This window comes from Pseudalkalibacillus sp. NRS-1564, assembly GCF_050467905.1.
GTDB classification, from domain to species: Bacteria; Bacillota; Bacilli; order Bacillales; family Guptibacillaceae; genus Guptibacillus; species Guptibacillus hwajinpoensis_B.
In genome coordinates this window covers 111,656-127,594 of the sequence record NZ_JBITPM010000032.1, presented here as the reverse complement: position 1 = coordinate 127,594, position 15,939 = coordinate 111,656, and the positions used below count along the sequence as shown (strand labels likewise).

Annotated in this window: 22 protein-coding genes; 5 read left to right on the top strand and 17 right to left on the bottom strand. The window is 43.0% G+C overall.

Going from position 1 to position 15,939, the window contains the following annotated elements; all coding sequences use genetic code 11:
* Positions 1-13: 13 nt before the first annotated feature.
* From flgL to fliW, 15 genes are all read right to left on the bottom strand, one after another.
* Complete coding sequence (gene flgL / locus ACIFPW_RS15575; RefSeq protein WP_430245608.1) at positions 14-892, bottom strand: flagellar hook-associated protein FlgL; 879 nt, start codon at positions 890-892, stop codon at positions 14-16.
* 19 nt (positions 893-911) lie between these two features.
* On the bottom strand, positions 912-2,291 hold the full coding sequence (flgK, locus tag ACIFPW_RS15570; protein ID WP_430245605.1) for a flagellar hook-associated protein FlgK: 1,380 nt from the start codon (positions 2,289-2,291) through the stop codon (positions 912-914).
* A 30-nt stretch (positions 2,292-2,321) separates the two neighbouring features.
* Positions 2,322-2,795, bottom strand: coding sequence for a flagellar protein FlgN (locus ACIFPW_RS15565; RefSeq protein ID WP_430245603.1), 474 nt, complete (start codon positions 2,793-2,795; stop codon positions 2,322-2,324).
* Between the two features lie 14 nt (positions 2,796-2,809).
* The gene (gene flgM, locus ACIFPW_RS15560; RefSeq protein ID WP_430245602.1) at positions 2,810-3,070 is read right to left on the bottom strand and encodes a flagellar biosynthesis anti-sigma factor FlgM; all 261 of its coding nucleotides are present in this window, start codon (positions 3,068-3,070) and stop codon (positions 2,810-2,812) included.
* A gap of 111 nt (positions 3,071-3,181) precedes the next feature.
* Entirely contained in the window at positions 3,182-3,613 is a 432-nt protein-coding gene (locus ACIFPW_RS15555) for a flagellar basal body-associated FliL family protein (protein WP_226615815.1), read from the bottom strand.
* 18 nt (positions 3,614-3,631) lie between these two features.
* A complete protein-coding gene (motB, locus tag ACIFPW_RS15550) occupies positions 3,632-4,417 on the bottom strand; it encodes a flagellar motor protein MotB (RefSeq protein WP_430245622.1) in 786 nt (261 codons plus the stop codon).
* Positions 4,407-5,225: a flagellar motor stator protein MotA gene (gene motA, locus ACIFPW_RS15545; RefSeq protein WP_226615816.1), complete on the bottom strand. Its 819-nt coding sequence runs from the start codon at positions 5,223-5,225 to the stop codon at positions 4,407-4,409. Before motA ends, motB begins: the two co-directional genes overlap by 11 nt.
* A 24-nt stretch (positions 5,226-5,249) precedes the next feature.
* Positions 5,250-5,621 (bottom strand): flagellar export chaperone FliS, encoded by a 372-nt coding sequence (gene fliS / locus ACIFPW_RS15540; protein ID WP_303532581.1) that lies wholly within the window; start codon positions 5,619-5,621, stop codon positions 5,250-5,252.
* A gap of 11 nt (positions 5,622-5,632) precedes the next feature.
* Positions 5,633-6,013 (bottom strand): hypothetical protein, encoded by a 381-nt coding sequence (locus ACIFPW_RS15535; protein WP_430245599.1) that lies wholly within the window; start codon positions 6,011-6,013, stop codon positions 5,633-5,635.
* Positions 6,014-6,016: 3 nt separating this feature from the next.
* Positions 6,017-7,486, bottom strand: coding sequence for a flagellar filament capping protein FliD (fliD, locus tag ACIFPW_RS15530; protein ID WP_430245597.1), 1,470 nt, complete (start codon positions 7,484-7,486; stop codon positions 6,017-6,019).
* 112 nt (positions 7,487-7,598) lie between these two features.
* Entirely contained in the window at positions 7,599-7,937 is a 339-nt protein-coding gene (flaG, locus tag ACIFPW_RS15525; protein ID WP_430245595.1) for a flagellar protein FlaG, read from the bottom strand.
* A gap of 32 nt (positions 7,938-7,969) precedes the next feature.
* The gene (locus ACIFPW_RS15520) at positions 7,970-8,140 is read right to left on the bottom strand and encodes a YjfB family protein (RefSeq protein WP_430245620.1); all 171 of its coding nucleotides are present in this window, start codon (positions 8,138-8,140) and stop codon (positions 7,970-7,972) included.
* Between the two features lie 76 nt (positions 8,141-8,216).
* Positions 8,217-9,479, bottom strand: a complete 1,263-nt coding sequence (locus tag ACIFPW_RS15515; RefSeq protein WP_430245593.1) for a flagellin — start codon at positions 9,477-9,479, stop codon at positions 8,217-8,219.
* 225 nt (positions 9,480-9,704) lie between these two features.
* Complete coding sequence (gene csrA, locus ACIFPW_RS15510) at positions 9,705-9,953, bottom strand: carbon storage regulator CsrA (RefSeq protein ID WP_430245591.1); 249 nt, start codon at positions 9,951-9,953, stop codon at positions 9,705-9,707.
* A complete protein-coding gene (gene fliW / locus ACIFPW_RS15505; RefSeq protein WP_430245589.1) occupies positions 9,954-10,403 on the bottom strand; it encodes a flagellar assembly protein FliW in 450 nt (149 codons plus the stop codon). It abuts the gene before it with no gap.
* Between the two features lie 197 nt (positions 10,404-10,600).
* Here fliW and pxpB point away from each other — a divergent pair, with 197 nt between their 5' ends.
* From pxpB to ACIFPW_RS15490, 3 genes are read left to right on the top strand one after another with little or no spacing between them, the layout of a single operon-like run.
* Positions 10,601-11,326 (top strand): 5-oxoprolinase subunit PxpB, encoded by a 726-nt coding sequence (gene pxpB / locus ACIFPW_RS15500; RefSeq protein ID WP_430245587.1) that lies wholly within the window; start codon positions 10,601-10,603, stop codon positions 11,324-11,326.
* Positions 11,323-12,090: a LamB/YcsF family protein gene (locus tag ACIFPW_RS15495; RefSeq protein ID WP_430245586.1), complete on the top strand. Its 768-nt coding sequence runs from the start codon at positions 11,323-11,325 to the stop codon at positions 12,088-12,090. Before pxpB ends, ACIFPW_RS15495 begins: the two co-directional genes overlap by 4 nt.
* Positions 12,087-13,010, top strand: coding sequence for a biotin-dependent carboxyltransferase family protein (locus tag ACIFPW_RS15490; protein WP_430245584.1), 924 nt, complete (start codon positions 12,087-12,089; stop codon positions 13,008-13,010). The genes ACIFPW_RS15495 and ACIFPW_RS15490 overlap by 4 nt, the downstream gene beginning before the upstream one ends.
* Here the strand turns inward: ACIFPW_RS15490 and ACIFPW_RS15485 are convergent.
* Positions 13,007-13,285 (bottom strand): hypothetical protein, encoded by a 279-nt coding sequence (locus ACIFPW_RS15485; protein WP_194218284.1) that lies wholly within the window; start codon positions 13,283-13,285, stop codon positions 13,007-13,009. The two genes, ACIFPW_RS15490 and ACIFPW_RS15485, sit on opposite strands and share 4 nt — an antisense overlap.
* A 146-nt stretch (positions 13,286-13,431) precedes the next feature.
* Between ACIFPW_RS15485 and ACIFPW_RS15480 the strand changes: the two genes are divergently transcribed.
* Positions 13,432-14,889: an aldehyde dehydrogenase family protein gene (locus ACIFPW_RS15480; RefSeq protein ID WP_430245582.1), complete on the top strand. Its 1,458-nt coding sequence runs from the start codon at positions 13,432-13,434 to the stop codon at positions 14,887-14,889.
* 167 nt (positions 14,890-15,056) lie between these two features.
* Positions 15,057-15,569: a GNAT family N-acetyltransferase gene (locus ACIFPW_RS15475; RefSeq protein ID WP_430245581.1), complete on the top strand. Its 513-nt coding sequence runs from the start codon at positions 15,057-15,059 to the stop codon at positions 15,567-15,569.
* Positions 15,570-15,607: 38 nt separating this feature from the next.
* On the opposite strand, the gene ACIFPW_RS15470 is transcribed toward ACIFPW_RS15475, so the two are convergent.
* Complete coding sequence (locus ACIFPW_RS15470) at positions 15,608-15,904, bottom strand: DUF5327 family protein (RefSeq protein WP_430245579.1); 297 nt, start codon at positions 15,902-15,904, stop codon at positions 15,608-15,610.
* Positions 15,905-15,939: the final 35 nt, after the last annotated feature.

The following is a 15,939-nucleotide window of genomic DNA, read 5'->3' as shown; positions in this document are numbered from 1 at the left end:
AGAGGGGTTTTGGTTATCTAAGAAAGTCTAATAGAGAAGGCTGAATGATCTTGGCACTTGCCGCAAGGGATGCCTGATAGACGCTTTCTTCCGTTTTAAGTTTCATGATGGATTCCGCAAGATCCACATCTTCATTTTTAGAAAGGAATGATTGAACGGCTAGATTCTCATCCTTAAGACGCTGGTTCATACTTTCCACTCGAGATTGACGAGCGCCCATACCGGTCCAGCTTGTCAGAACCTGTTCTGCGCCTTCTTCTATTTTTCCAAGGACGGTATTCATGCCTTCTTTATCTCCACTTGATAATGCCGTAGAAAATTCATCAAGTACTTTGAATAAATTTACCTGACCATCAAATACTTCCCCCGCATCAACGTTAATCTTCACATCGCTAAATGGAGAAATTCGCTGATTGATGGACTGGTTATCAAAAGATACATTCCCATCCTGGTCAATTCCGACGGGTTGATCCGTTTTCTGTCCATTAAAGATGTATTTTCCATCAAGCTTCGTATTGGCTAAACCTTTGAGTTCTTCCCTTAACTGCTTAAATTCTTTTGCCATTGTTTCCAGCTCTTGAGCTGAATTTGTGCCATTCGAAGCCTGTATGCCAAGCTCACTAGCTCGCTGCATCAAGTTCGAAATACTACTAAGCGATTGTTCCGTCATCTCCATCCATGACATCGCATAATCGGTATTCCTCTCATACTGTTCATTATCAGCCAGCTGCGACGATAGCTTCAGTGATTTTTCCGTACCCATTGGGTCATCAGATGGCTTGTTGATACGGGTACCAGTCGAAACCTGCTGATTGGCTTTTTCGAGATTGGTAAGGTTTCGATTCATTTGTGTCACCATGTCACTTGATAACATTTGTTGAGTAATTCGCATTCGATAACTCCTTCTCCGGCTAGACGCCCATCCGGTTAATAATCACATCTAGAAGTTCATCAGTCGTACTAACATATCGTGCTGCAGCGTTATAAGCATGTTGGAACTGAACGAGGTTGGCCATTTCTTCATCAAGTGAAACACCGCTGATTGACATTCGGTTGTTATTGATGGACTGAAGAACGGACTCATGATTATTCACCGTACGCTCAGAAGACTGCGCATTTGAGCCAAGACGTGAAACAAGCGTGCTATAAAAATCGTTGACACTCGTTTGTACCTTATCGTTAGATCCAGAGATATCAAACGTAAAGCTCTGATCTTTCAAATTGCTGATCGCCATTGCAATGTCACCATTGCTCGGAGCATCGTTTCTTGAAGAGGCGCCAAGCGTAGCAGGATTCGCTTTCACGTCTTTCGTGATGGTCGTTTGTTCAAGAAACGTGTTTCCAGTCCCATTCGTGTCAAAGAGGGGCTTACCTTGTTGCATTGTTCCATCTGCATTTCTAACCAACGAAAACCCTGAAGATAACAATTCATTCATTCCTGAAGTATGAACGGTTTTCCCACTTGCATCGACCGTATCCTGTCCTTTAACAAGCTGCTCAAACATTCCGTTCAGGTCATTTTTAAGCTGATTTGTTGTCGTAAGGGAATCTTGAATTCCCTTCAATTTCCCGCCTGTAGGATTAGTTTGATCAAACGTAACCGACACTTCTCCATTCGGTTGTTTTTGAACATTAACGTTGATAAGGCCGGATAATTCATCAATAAGCTGATCGCGATGGTCCATTAAGTCGTTCGCGTTTCCGTTCTTCACGATCTCTTTATTTAAACTATCAATCTGAGAATTAATTGAGCTGATTTGGTCTTTTACAGCAGCTTGTTGTTTACTTAAACTATCTGCTACGTTTGTTAGTCCTGATTGAAATGATTTTGCTTGATCAAGAAGCTCTTCAGCTCGACTCACAACAACGGATCTGGCTGCGTTACTATCTGGATTCGAAGCGAGATCTTCCCACCCTGACCAAAATCGATCCAATGAAGCGCTTAGTCCATTTTCTCCTGGCTCACCCGATAACGCCTCGATCTGCTGCAGCGTATCTAGCTTCATAGATTCAGAACCTAGCATGGCGTTCCGCTCGCGGTATTGACCATCGAGGTACTCGGAACGAATTCTTTCAATCGATTGAACACTTACACCAGTACCAAGCTGAGAGGAAACACTTCCTGTTTGATAGGAATAAGGGAGGGCAGAAGTTGACTGCATATCAACACGCTGTCTTGAATACCCAGGTGTATTTGCATTCGATATGTTATGACCTGCCGTTGTTAAAGCAGCCTGCTGCGTATATAAACTTCTTTTCCCAATTTCTAAACCATGAAATGTTGATGTCATGCTTTCACGTCCCTTTCCTCACCTGATCTGTCAGGCCTTTGTATCAAAGTAACCTCTTGGTGCTGCTGTCTTCTTTTGATTGGGCCTGCCGTAAGTGATCGATTGTTCTCTCGGAGTCGTCAAATGACCGATCATATGGTGAATAAAAGCCATTGCGTCTTTCAAAAGCTCCTCATTCTGTTCATTTAATCCTTTTAGCTTCTCCGCTTGCTGCTTTAACTCGTTGGCTCTACTTTCGACCATTCGTTTGACAGCTGGGCTAAGCTTACCCAATACTTCTTTGAGCGTTTGCTCCTGATCTCCTGCAAGTTCAGAGGTTAGCTGCTGGCGTTGTTCTTCTAATAAATTCAACTGGAGAAGAAGATCTTTTTCACTCTTCATAATATCTGTTAAGCTCTCCATGTCCCGTTCAATAATCGCTTCATGCTTCCGTTCAGATAGCGGTATTAATGTCTCATGCAATTGAATCATTTCGCTCAAAACCGTAATTAATTTTTGCCCCATCGTGCCGCCTCCTGTTAGAACCACTGATCAAACAGCTTTTCCGCTGTTTTCTGACTGTCGACACGATACGTACCGTCTTCTATCTGCTTCTTTATTGCGGTTACTTTGGCTTCACGATCTTGTTCCGTTTTCATGTCGTATAGTTCTCTCGCTTTGTTTGAGATTTGAAGCTCATCTTCTCGAGGAGCCTTTTTGACCTGCTCCACTTTCGTAACAGGATTATGCTTCTGGTAAGGGTTTACAATAGGTGGTGCTGACGGTTTATTTACATTCATATCCGGTCACCTCTTTCCAACAATTTATAATACTACTCCTATTCTATTATTCGTACCCTAATTTGAGGATTATACCGTTATTATCGGAAAATTCCTTAAAAAGTTAACCGCTTACTGAATTTTAAAGTCCGTTACAAGAACACGCTCTACTTTTCCATCTTGTAGAACAGTATTAATCTCTGCTTGAACTGCTAAGGTAAACTGCTTCAGACCCTCTGAACCCTTGAGATCTTCTTTCGATAAACCAGCCAGTATCGAAATAACGATAGCTTTTAATTCAGGGTTACGTACTTCTAACTCCTTGTAACTTTTTTCGTTATCCGCAAGTAAATTTAATTGAACAACCGCATAGTTTTCTGAAGATAAATTTGTTGTTAATGGTTCCATACTGTAACTTCTTTCTGCCAGTTCTTCCGCAGTTGGTTCCTTCTCCTGCTGTGCAATCACTTCTTTTAAATTGATATCAAGAAAAAGCACGGCTGCTATCGCTCCTGCACCAACGATTCCTAGTGCCGCTAGGAGGATAATTACGACTCGTTTCACCTTATCCACCCCATTATGTTAATTCTGAACATTATATGGAAGAATCAAAACCTCAACGCGACGGTTCTTCGCTCTTCCTTCTTGTGTTTGATTGGTCGTCACCGGCCGATACTCTCCATAACCTGTAAAACTAAATAGCTTTGGGTTTAACTTATTATTTTCTAATAGCTCTGTCATAAAATTCAGCGCTCGTTCAGAGCTCAAATGCCAGTTTGATTCATATTGAGACGTTTTAATGGGCCGATCATCCGTATGACCTGTAACAGTAATACGACGAGGTGGATCTGTCACAAGAAGAGAAGAGATTTCCTTCGCAAGCTCCTTCGCATTTCCGGTTAAATCAGCTTTCCCACTTTTAAATAATGCAGCTTCTTTAATCGTAATCAATAGGCCCTCTTCGGTTAATTTCGTTTGAAGGAACGAGTCGAGTTCTTGATCTGCGATATACTCATCAATTCGCCCTTTAAGCGCTTCAAGCTTATTCAGATCCTGCTCTAGCTTTTCTTCCTCCCGCTCTTCTTCCTTCTCGTCATTCTCATCCGGGTCTTCGTCTTCTGTTAACCCGACGAACGATCCATCCTGAAGCTGCATTGTTGAAGGCTCACTTTCCATGATTCCAGTTCCGCCATTCAACACTTCTTCAAAAGATTGGGTGATCGCTTCATATTTCTTCACATCAACCGTACTTGCCGCAAAAAGAACGATAAACAGCGCGAGAAGAAGAGTGAGCATATCTGCATAAGGAATGAGCCAGCTTTCGTCAACGTGTTCTTCATGCTCCTCATGCCGTTTCTTACGCATCAGCGCCTACCCCTTCTCCTACTCCGGCCTCGTTCCCTTTCTTTGGTTCTTCCAGATTACGATCTTTACTTGGTAAATAGACAAGTAGTTTATCCTCAACCATTGTAGGGGATGCGCCAGATTGCACAGCTAGCAATCCTTCTAACATAATCATCTTAATGTGCGCTTCTGCGCTTGATTTACGCTTCAGCTTATTCGCAAACGGATGCCAGAGCACATACCCTGTGAAAATCCCAAACAACGTTGCAATAAAAGCTGCCGCAATCGACTTACCAAGAAGCTCCATATCTCCAAGATGACTAAGCGCAGCAACAAGCCCAACAACAGCCCCGAGTACTCCAAGTGTAGGAGCGTATGTACCCGCTTGTGTAAAAATACCCGCTCCCATTTTGTGGCGGTCTTTCATCGCTTCAATGTCTTCTACTAGAATTTCCTCAATCGCTTCATGAGAATGCCCATCGATCACCATTTGAAAGCCACGTTTCAAAAAAGGATCCTCGATTTTCTCAAGACTATTTTCAAGTGAAAGCAGTCCTTCACGTCGAGCAACCGTTGCCCATTCACGAAACATTGGAATCAGCTCTTTTTCGGTTACAAGCTTTTGATTTGAGAAAATAATTTTTAATAGCGTTGGAAACTTCTTAATTTCATAGAATGGAAAAGCGATTAATAAGGCCGCTGCTGTCCCAACAAAAATGATGACGAGGGCAGCGGGGTTTAATAGAGCTGCTGGATTCGCTCCTTTTAGAATAAGTCCTCCTATCAGAACGAAAAAGCCAAGCAGTACTCCAAACAGAGATGTTTTTTCCATTGCATTCACCCTCTTTGTTTCTCGTTATTTCATTTGTTCCATTGCTTCTTTCCACGTGTTGCGGAAATCTTCAGCTAATCCCTCTATCTCTTTTAACTTACCTAAATCATTTGCTATATTAGCTGAAACGAGCTCCGAAATCATATACTCATAGAGTGGATCGAGCGACGATGATAGTTCAATTTCCATATTCAACGAACTTCGAAGCTCCTGAAGAATGTTTTGCGCTTTAATGATGTTCGTATTCTTCGCTTCGATGTTCTTCTTTTCCATCGCCATCGCTGCAAGACGAATAAACTTAATGCATCCGTTGTACAGCATTAATGTTAATTCCTGTGGAGATGAGGTTGTCACTGCATTCTGCTGGTACGTTTGATAAGGATTTTTCATTGCCATATCCGTTCCTCCTATTTACGCTGATCGAAAAATGCGCCGTCGCTGTAAGCCTGTCCGCTCTTATACTTACTCGTAGCTGATTTGCTCTGCTGAAATCGTCTCATCTGATCTGAAAAAGCAGCATAAAGCTCAGAAAGCTTTGGTTGAATGGTTTCTTCAAGACCACTTAGTTGCTCAAGTAAATGCTTCTCATCCTCTGACCACCGGTCTCCTTCATTTTTCATAGCTAGATCAAGCAATTTAATCGTCTCTTCTCGACGATTAATCATATGATTAATCCCCTCAAGCTGATTTAGTTCATTATCATCCATCGAAGGATTCAATTCTTCAAGCGATTTTGCAATTTGATTTGTCACAACGTGCATCTGATTTAGTGCATCAATTCTTCTCATCTTCTACATCCCACCAAATAAGTTTTGTTGTACCCACATACTTTGTTGATTCATTTTATCCATTGCCGTTTCCATTGCCGTAAACTGTTTCCAGTACCGACTTTCAATCGTCGCAAGCTTATCTTCCCATGTATTCATTTGCTCATCTAAGTTTTTTAATCTCGTTGTTAGAAAACTACTATCAATGAGTGTTCCCGGCGTTCCAGCCTTCTTCCCAAGCTGATCGATGCCTTTGTTGACGCTATCGTAAAGCCGGTCACCAATGCCATCAGTCCCACTCGTAAACAAATTCATTACTTCTTCAGGCTTCTGTTCAAGTGCGCTCTTTAGCTTCGCCTCATCAATAAATAGCTTCCCGCCATCTTGATAAGCGCCGGTGTTAATTCCGATTTGCGAAAGCATATTTAGCTCACCGGAAGGAACACCGCTTACAGGAGACATCCAGGCATTACGCATATCACTTACAATGCCTCGAACGGTCGAATCGCTTTGAAGTAACCCGCTTTTCGCTTTTTCTTCCCAAAGCTCAATTTCTTTATCCGTTAAATCTTCTCGCTGCGCATCCGTTAGTGGTGGAAAATCTCGATACTTCTTTTCCGTTAATAGCGTCTGCGTTTTATCAACGAACTCGTTGTATTTCTCAACGAACGATTTAATCATATCGAACGGCGCCTGCGTGTCACTTTGAACGGATACAGTTGCTGTTCCTTTCTGAACGAGATCGAGCTTCAGGTTATTAATCGTTGTCGCATTTGTCTTCAGGTTATCGACAGTAATTCCATCAAACGTAACGGAACCGTACTTTCCCTGAGCTGTATTCGCTGCACCACCGAGGATACGATTTTCTATAGTGGTATCGCTAAACCCACTTAGCGTAAATGATTCATCTCCACCCATTGCTTTAGAAGAAATGAAAAAGCGCGACGTTGTATTATCGAAGCTCGCTCTCATACCGAGCGATTCGCCTGTGCCATCATCTACAGCACCAGCGATTTTTTCAGCAAGGCTTTTGAACGTATCAGAAGCGGTAATGTTGATCGATGCTATTTGACCTTTGCTGTTCGTTATCTGAAACGATGCTGTCTCAGTTGATTTCAACACTTTATCTGTTCCTTTTGCTGATGTGCCTGCTTCATTTGTAATCGCCTGTCCAGAAGTTAGCTTCGCACTTTGCGCTAGCTCATTCACCGTTACGTCATAGGAACCTGCTAGCGAGGCCGATGTTGCCGTTGCTTTTACAGCTGTACTAGATGAAGTCGATTTATACGCATTGTAGCCAGACTGCAAACGCATCGATGAAGCTGCAGTTCGGATATCAGACATCATTGTATTTAGCTCACGGTACGAATCCTTTTGCCACTCGTACGTTTGTTTTTGTTGAGATAGCTTATCGAGCGGAACCCGCTCCGCCGTCATCAGATCTTTCACCATCTGATCGATATCCATTCCCGTCGCTAAGCCGGAAATCCTCATGAACATCTCCTCCGTTCATTCCTCTTATTCATACTATCGGCAGGGGAACCTAAGAGTTTAAGGTGTAATTAGACCTAAATAAAGAACTCTCAACTTGAGAGTTCTAGAGAAGTTATATTTTTTGATCGACTAGAAAACCGAGTAGTTCAGCTGTGGCCGCATAGCGGTCCAACAATTCCTTAGAAGGAATCTCTTTTAGCACCTCATCTGTATTTGTGTCGATGATCTGAACATAGTATTCATTCAATTGGTCGTGAAGCTGGAATTTGAGGTTTGTTTTTGCAGGTTCTATAAAGTCATTAAGTTCTTTTAATCGAGTAACCAAAGCTTCTTTTGTAAATAAAATTTCTTCACTATCAGTGTTTTGGGGACTTTGGGGCTCAGTTGGAATTTCCGTTTGTTTTAGGTGGGGTATCATCCCCGAAGCAGGTGGAATTTTGGATACTTCCATCGTGTTCTCTCCCTATCTTAGGAGGCCAGGTTCTACCCTTTGATGTTCACGTTGCTCCCGAGATGCGGCTGAACCGATTGCTCCAGCATTTTAATAAGATCATTTGATTGATTTTCAGCTTGATTCATAGCGGTTTTTGTCAGGGATGTTTGGACTTGCTGTTGGACTTTGGATTGGTTTAATACGATGGAAAGGGCAGCTATATCTATAGAGCGTCACTCCTTTTTATAGAAAAAGACCTTAGAAGAAGATCTAAGGTCTTTCGTTGGTTCCAATTGATTAACGTAGAAGTTGAAGTACTTGTTGTGGAGCTTGGTTAGCTTGTGCAAGCATAGCTTGAGCAGCCTGAGCTTTGATGTTTTCTTTCGTCATTGTCATCATTTCTTTCGCCATATCAACGTCACGGATACGGGATTCCGCTGCTGTTAGGTTTTCGGATGATGTGTTTAGGTTGTTGATTGTGTGTTCAAGGCGGTTTTGGTATGAACCCATTTTTGAACGTTCAGACGATACTTTTTCAATAGCATTATCGATTACCTTAATAGCAACATTTGCCTGTGAGGAAGTATTTACTTGTAAGTTTTTAACTCCTAATGAAGCAGTACTTGTGTTTTCTATTGATAATTGTAAACTCTGTCCGGCATTGGCTCCTACTTGAAGGGTAGCGCTACCTTCTGTACGGGCATTAGCAGCTGAGGTAGTTTCAGAAAAGCTAGAAAGTGCATTAGTAGCAGCAGATTTAATGCTACCGGTACTGTCTTTTACGGTTAAAGTAAGTCCATTAATGGAAGAATTAAACCCAGCAGTTGTAGCTTCTACGTCAATTTTACCTCCAGCAACTCCTGTTCCACTACCCGCTCCGTCGGTTGAAAGGTTACTACCACCGTAAAGATCAGAAACTGCCGAGGTACTTGAGATTGTAATCGTATCTGTCTTAGTTGTTCCATTAATTACGTATGATACATCAACTTTGTCTCCAATAGCTACTCCTAAACTATTCCCATTTGAATCCTGTAGATCTGTAAGCAATGTCGTTGTCGCAATACCAGCACTCGAATTCCCTGCATCAGTTAGAACGTTACTAGTATTTACATTAGCAACAGAAGTATTTACAGATTTCCCCATAGAACCATCTAGTAGATTTTTTCCGTTAAATTGTGTAGTTTCAGATATTCTATCTATTTCTTTAGTTAATTGATCAACTTCATCTTGGATACTTTTCCGATCTTGCGTTGTGTTAGTGTCGTTAGCTGACTGCACAGACAATTCTCGCATACGCTGAAGTATACTTTGCGTTTCTGAAAGTGCTCCCTCTCCTGTTTGTATTAAAGAAACTCCATCTTGAGCATTACGACTAGCCTGATCTAATCCACGAATTTGCCCACGCATTTTCTCTGAAATGGAAAGACCTGCTGCATCGTCCCCAGCTTTATTAATACGAAGCCCTGAAGACAATTTTTCCATAGACCCTGTAGCTTCATTCTGGTTAACACCCATTTGACGATACGTGTTTAACGCTGAAATATTATGATTAATAATCATTCTAAATCTACCTCCATGTAATTGGTTTTATCAAGAAAATCCACATCCGTTTGGACTTCCTAACACCACTATTATCGGCAGGGGTTTTTAGATGTTTAATAGTTTTCTGAAAAATAATTAGAAAAACTTGGATTGGTGTCAAATTCTAGCGATAGCCATCGTTTTGCTAATCATTTAGTCCTAAAATGGAGAATCATTCTTAGGACATAAAAAAGAACCGCCGCCTTATGACTTCGGTCCTTTTGAACTGTTACTCTTCTGAAACTCCTTCAAATCCTCTAAGCTAAACTCCTGCATCGCCGCAAGCTTATTCTCCGATTGAATCGCTTCATATACTTCTTTTCGGTGGATGGCGATATTCTCTGGCGCTTCTACACCAAGCTTCACCGTGTCACCTTCAATGCTAATAATCTTGAGTTCAATCTCATCGTTAATGACAATCGATTCGCCCTTTTTACGTCCGAGTACGAGCATTTATTCACCCTCCTCTGTGGTGACTTGCTTTAATAGAGGTTCTTTGATGCCGTACTCCTGCTTCAGTACGAGCTGCTTTCCGGTGTGTTCAGCTGTATTAAAGATGAGCGGAGCTTTTAGATTCATCGTTGCGTCTTTTAATGATCCTTGAACAGTAAGAATCGAGAGTACGAGCGCATGCGTTGGATCGGTTAGATTGAGCTGAGCGAGCGTGCTGTCATCAAGGTTTACTTCATAATTTGGATAAAAGGAAAACGGATCTGCGAGAAAGAAGCAAAGACCGCTTTCTTCAGTTGATTGTAAAAAGTAAAAAGGAGACTCATCTTTGTCGTCGGCGGGTAAAAGACAGTAAGTTCTAAAGTGCTCAAGGCCGGGAATGCCACTTTCAAATGTGATCAGACGATCATCCGTGACGTCCATTTCTCCAAAGCGTGCAGTATGTAATTTCATAGCGATCTCCTTTGCTGATCAGTGTCTACCCTCATTATAAGGCTTATGGCGCTTTTTTCCATGGATAATTTGTTGTCTTTTTGAAATTTCGGTAAACTTAAAGGGACAGAAATCCGATCAACTGGTATAAAAAATGGAATCTCTTCGAAGTTCTATTCTTAACTTATAAAAAGAGATTAACGAAAGGAGCACTAGTCATGGAGATCACCTTTCATCCACTCGGTGAAGCGGCTGTGAAATGCTGTTTCCAGGAGGATATATCGCCTACTCTTACTGATCAAATTCAAGCGTTTTGTCGGAAGCTACGTTCACTAAAAGATACCAGCCTTACAGAATGGGTTCCTGCTTATGATTCTGTCGCTGTTTACTATGATCCATGGGATACTTCTTATGAGAAGATCACTACATTGCTTCAAAACATAGCGGTTGGAATGGACACAAAGAGCCATCAAGTAAAAAATGTGATCACCATTCCTACCTTTTATGGTGGCGACTATGGACCTGATCTCGAAAATCTCGCCAACACCAACTCCCTAAGTCCTACCGACGTCATTAACCTACATACAGGTGCAAACTACCTTATTAACATGATTGGTTTTTTACCAGGCTTCCCCTATTTAAGCGGGCTTGATGAACAAATCGCTTTGCCTCGTCTTGAGAGTCCAAGGGAATCTGTGCCAGCCGGATCTGTTGGCATCGCAGGGAGTCAAACGGGCATTTATCCGCTTGACTCCCCTGGAGGATGGAACTTAATTGGCCGCACACCGCTTCGATTGTTCGATCCTGAAGAAGACGAGCCATTTCTTTTTGAACAGGGAGATTATCTACGTTTTAAATCGATTAATGAAGAAGAGTACAAGCGGATTCAGCGGGAGGTTGAAGATGGCACTTACGAACTTGAACGCAGGGAGGGGTTCGAATGACGTTTCGCATTGATTTAAACAGTGATCTTGGAGAAAGCTTTGGCACCTATGTGGTCGGTCAGGATGAACAGGTTCTTGAGCTCGTATCGTCAGCGAATGTCGCGTGTGGCTATCATGCCGGCGACCCGCATATTATGAATAAAACAGTCGAGTGGGCGAAGGAGCACCACGTTGGGATTGGCGCGCACCCTGGATTTCCAGACTTAGTTGGGTTTGGACGCCGAAACATGAACATCACGCCAGAGGATGCTTACTCCCTTGTTCTTTACCAGATCGGGGCACTGCACGGGTTCTGCAGGGCGCATCAAGTGCCGCTTCAGCACGTGAAACCGCACGGGGCGCTTTACAATATGGCTTCGAAGGATCCTGAGCTTGCGAATGCGATCGCGCAAGCCGTAAAGGATTTTGATTCAGAGCTCATTCTATTCGGACTTGCGAATTCAGAATTGATTCGCGCTGCACAGGACGCTGCACTTCCTTATGCTTCTGAAGTTTTTGCGGATCGAACGTATCAGCCTGACGGGTCGCTTACTCCTCGCGTTGAAAAGAATTCGATGATCCGAGACGAGCAAGCCGCGATTGAACAAGTGATTCAAATGGTGAAAGAAGGAACGGTAACGGCTGTGGATGGTTCAATCATTCCGATCGAAGCTGATACCGTTTGCGTTCACGGTGATGAACCGTCGGCACTTGCGTTTATTAAAGCGCTACGAAAACGATTTAGTGAAGAAAACATCGTGATGGAAAGGATCGGAAACCGATGAAGTTATTTTCAGTAGAAAAGCCAGGATTGTACACGACGTATCAGGATTTAGGACGTGTTGGATTTATGAAGTATGGAGTGCCAGCGTCAGGAGCTCTCGATCGCTTTGCTCTTCAGGTTGGCAATATTCTAGTCGGGAATAAGCGCGATGCGGCAGGACTTGAGGTTACGATGCAAGGACCTGAGCTGATTGCAGAAGAGTCTTTTGTGGTCGCTGTAACGGGAGGGGATTTGTCTCCCATGGTGAACGGGAAACGCATTCCGCTCTGGAAATCTGTGCATATAAAAAAAGGACAGGTACTAGAATTTGGTCAGCCGCGACAAGGGGTTCGTGCCTACCTGACCGTTTCAGGTGGATTCCATTCAGAAAAATATATGGGAAGTCGCTCCGTTTATGAGCCAGCTGGACTCGGACGTCCCCTTCAAAAGGGAGATGAACTCGTTGGTAAACCTGTGAAACAAAAAGCAGGAACCGGGCTTTTTTTCACCGAGATTCCTGATTATGATCGTGATATTGAAGTGCGCGTCGTGAAAGGACCACACCATGAACAGATTTCAGCTCAAGTTGTGGAACAATTTTTCTCTTCCACTCATGAAGTTTCACCTCAATCCAACCGAATGGGTTATCGACTTCATTCTGATTTGGAAACAAATCATGAAGCGAACGTCATTTCTGATGGAGTTCCGGTTGGCGGCATCCAGCTGCCTGGGAACGGTCAGCCGATTATCTTGCTTGCGGATCGACAGACGACAGGTGGGTACACACGGATTGGAACGGTGATTGGTCCTGATTTGCCACTTATTGCTCAGCTGCCACCTGGTGGGAAGATCCGTTTTACAGAAGTAACGGTGGAAGAAGCACAGGAAGCGGCAAGACAGACTGAGCGAAAGCTTCGGATTTGGGAGCGAATCCATCGCTAGTGCAGTCGGAGGTAGCTGTGGAGCTCATCCTTCACAAGCTCCCCCTGATCCTGCTCGTTCATTTGCAGGTGGTAATGATCTCCTTCAACCTCCGCTTGGAAATTATAGAAGCCTTTTTGATTCAAATATTCGCTTAGATCTTCAATTTTCTCACAGTGAGAGAACAAAATTTTATCGCCCACATAATCGTCGTTTACATATACGTTATAAGCATCATGTGCATTTTTTATAGCATCAGCCTCTGCTGGATAAAAAAACGGGATTGGTTCCGGCATTCTGTCTCCCTCCTTTCTTTAGGGATTACTATCAATTTGTCCCTTCACGCCTTTTTTATGTTGGAAAAACATTCTTGTATGCTAGTATGTTTAATCCTTTAAGCATTCGGGAACCTTTTCTAACGTACACTAAAGGAGGATGACTCATGGCTAACACATATACAAAGCAATATATTAACGGTGAATGGGTTAAGGGTTCTAGTGACAAAACTGTAACAAATTATAATCCATTTTCAGGCGAGGAAATTTTTACATTAAATTCAGCATCTGAAGAAGATCTAGATAAAGCTTATAAAACGGCAAAAGAAGCACAAAAATCATGGGCACAAACAACACCAGGCAAGCGCCAGCAAATTCTTGATAAAGTAGCGGCGCTCATGACAGAACGAAAAGAAGAAATCGTTGACTGGCTAGTGAAAGAATCTGGCAGTACAAAAATCAAAGCAAATGTTGAATGGGCAGCAGCTACTCGCGTTGTAAAAGAGTCTGCATCGTTCCCATACCGTATGAAGGGACAAATCGCACCTTCTGATACACCAGGTAAAGAAAACCGCATATATAAAAGCGCAAAAGGCGTCATCGGTGTCATCGGACCGTGGAACTTCCCGCTTCACCTTTCTATGCGTTCTGTTGCACCAGCGATCGCAACAGGTAACACGGTTGTTCTAAAACCAGCATCTGAAACGCCAGTAACTGCTGGGTTCTTAATTGCTGAACTATTTGAAGAAGCAGGACTTCCGAAAGGCGTACTAAACGTCGTAGCTGGACGAGGTTCTGAAATCGGCGATGCGTTCGTCACACACCCGATTCCGAAGTTGATTTCCTTCACAGGTTCAACTGAAGTTGGTCAACATATCGGTGAACTTGCAGGTAAGAACATTAAAGAAACGGCGCTAGAGCTCGGCGGTAACAACGTGTTTATCGTTCTTGATGATGCGGATATCGATCAGGCAGCTGAATCAGCGGCGTTCGGTAAATTCTTGCACCAGGGTCAAATTTGTATGGCGATCAACCGCATTATCGTGCATGAAAGCATTCACGACAAATTTGTTGAAGCCTTCAAAGAAAAAGTAGCTTCTCTTCAAGTAGGCGACCCTTCTGACGCGAAAACAGCTGTTGGCCCACTCATCAACAACGACGCAGTTGAACGCATTCAAGAGTCACTAAACGCTTCTCTTGAACAGGGCGCTGAGAAGATTCTTGGTGGCGAAGTAGAAGGTAACGTGATGCATCCGGTTATTCTAACAAACGTAACGAATGACATGCCGATCGCAAAAGATGAAATTTTCGGTGCTGTTGCGCCAATCATTAAATTTAGCACAGTAGACGAAGCGATCGAAATTGCAAATGGCTCTCCATACGGCCTTAGTGGCTCAGTTCACTCTCGCGACTTAAACCGCGGTGTTCAGGTTGCTCAGCAAATCGAAACGGGCATGGTCCACATTAACGACCAGCCGGTGAACGATGAAGCACATATGGCATTCGGTGGTGAAAAAGAGTCAGGTCTTGGCCGTTTCGGTGGTGAATGGGCACTCGATAAATTTACAACTGTTAAATGGATTTCCGTTCAACAAGAACGCCGTCAATATCCATTTTTCCAATAAGCACACGAAAGCCCTCGATTCGTTCGAGGGCTTTTTTTCGCTAGCGTAAATTTGTTTGAATTTGAATTGGTTCCCCGGGAAATAGTGGTAAGAAGATATGTACGGCAATATTGTTGCTTTTTATTTTCATTTTTGAAAAAATAAGATAGAGAAAAGGAGATGGAAACATGATTGAAGTTCGTGAAGAAAAGTTACAAGATCATGAGGACATCTCAACCATTTTACAAAAAGCATTTGGTGGAGAAGATGAGATTAAGCTAGTCAGTAGGATTCGGGAGTCTGCGCACTTTGTTCCTGAGCTTTCGCTTGTCGCGCTACATAATCGACGGAATCCGGTTGGTTACATCCTTTTTAGTGAAATCACCATCTCAACAGAAAAAGGAAATCTCACGTCCCTAGCCCTTGCTCCTGTCGCAGTCGTTCCCGAATTCCAGGGAGAAGGAGTTGGGGGCATGTTGATCAAAGATGGCATGATGAGAGCTACTTCGCTTGGATATCGTCACGTACTCGTGCTTGGCCACCAGGACTATTATCCGCGATTCGGCTTCACCCCTGCTTCTGAGCAGAACATTTCTGGTCCCTTTAATGCAGGAGATGCGTTCATGGTAAAAGAACTTAAGAAAGACGCGCTAAAAGATGTTAGTGGAGAAGTTATTTATCCGAATGCGTTCGGCGTATAAAAACGCCAAACAAAAAAGCCGCTCTTTGGCGGCTTCACTTAAAAATCAAAAATCGAGTCCTCGTTCGCATCATCGTCCTTCATCGGCTTTGATGAAAGCGACTGTTGAACTGGTGCGGCAGCTTGCTGCTGAATCGGTTTAATTCCAGCGGTGGCAGCAGGCTTAGACCTATGACTTCCCGATGCTTGTAGCAGCATGTCACAGTAAGTTTTAATGGCAATCAGCTCTTCTCGAATGCCATCGACATCGGCATCATTTTCTTCCACATTGTATGTGAGCTGTTTCATTCGTGCATTCATTTGTTGAACCAGCTGATCAATTGGTATATCTTTCATATCGATAAACTCCTTTAAGTGAAGGATCTTTATCA

Excerpts from the sequence above, each read along its gene's own strand:
- fliS (WP_303532581.1), bottom strand. The coding sequence starts at position 5,621 with ATGGCAATGAAAAATCCTTATCAAACGTACCAGCAGAATGCAGTGACA.
- flgM (WP_430245602.1), bottom strand. The coding sequence starts at position 3,070 with ATGAATGTAAATAAACCGTCAGCACCACCTATTGTAAACCCTTACCAG.
- csrA (WP_430245591.1), bottom strand. The coding sequence starts at position 9,953 with ATGCTCGTACTCGGACGTAAAAAGGGCGAATCGATTGTCATTAACGAT.
- flgL (WP_430245608.1), bottom strand. The coding sequence starts at position 892 with ATGCGAATTACTCAACAAATGTTATCAAGTGACATGGTGACACAAATG.
- ACIFPW_RS15490 (WP_430245584.1), top strand. The coding sequence starts at position 12,087 with ATGAAGTTATTTTCAGTAGAAAAGCCAGGATTGTACACGACGTATCAG.
- ACIFPW_RS15535 (WP_430245599.1), bottom strand. The coding sequence starts at position 6,013 with ATGAGAAGAATTGATGCACTAAATCAGATGCACGTTGTGACAAATCAA.
- fliD (WP_430245597.1), bottom strand. The coding sequence starts at position 7,486 with ATGAGGATTTCCGGCTTAGCGACGGGAATGGATATCGATCAGATGGTG.
- ACIFPW_RS15480 (WP_430245582.1), top strand. The coding sequence starts at position 13,432 with ATGGCTAACACATATACAAAGCAATATATTAACGGTGAATGGGTTAAG.
- pxpB (WP_430245587.1), top strand. The coding sequence starts at position 10,601 with ATGGAGATCACCTTTCATCCACTCGGTGAAGCGGCTGTGAAATGCTGT.
- ACIFPW_RS15495 (WP_430245586.1), top strand. The coding sequence starts at position 11,323 with ATGACGTTTCGCATTGATTTAAACAGTGATCTTGGAGAAAGCTTTGGC.
- motA (WP_226615816.1), bottom strand. The coding sequence starts at position 5,225 with ATGGAAAAAACATCTCTGTTTGGAGTACTGCTTGGCTTTTTCGTTCTG.
- fliW (WP_430245589.1), bottom strand. The coding sequence starts at position 10,403 with ATGAAATTACATACTGCACGCTTTGGAGAAATGGACGTCACGGATGAT.
- ACIFPW_RS15485 (WP_194218284.1), bottom strand. The coding sequence starts at position 13,285 with ATGCCGGAACCAATCCCGTTTTTTTATCCAGCAGAGGCTGATGCTATA.
- ACIFPW_RS15515 (WP_430245593.1), bottom strand. The coding sequence starts at position 9,479 with ATGATTATTAATCATAATATTTCAGCGTTAAACACGTATCGTCAAATG.
- flgK (WP_430245605.1), bottom strand. The coding sequence starts at position 2,291 with ATGACATCAACATTTCATGGTTTAGAAATTGGGAAAAGAAGTTTATAT.
- flaG (WP_430245595.1), bottom strand. The coding sequence starts at position 7,937 with ATGGAAGTATCCAAAATTCCACCTGCTTCGGGGATGATACCCCACCTA.
- ACIFPW_RS15475 (WP_430245581.1), top strand. The coding sequence starts at position 15,057 with ATGATTGAAGTTCGTGAAGAAAAGTTACAAGATCATGAGGACATCTCA.
- ACIFPW_RS15565 (WP_430245603.1), bottom strand. The coding sequence starts at position 2,795 with ATGGGGCAAAAATTAATTACGGTTTTGAGCGAAATGATTCAATTGCAT.
- ACIFPW_RS15470 (WP_430245579.1), bottom strand. The coding sequence starts at position 15,904 with ATGAAAGATATACCAATTGATCAGCTGGTTCAACAAATGAATGCACGA.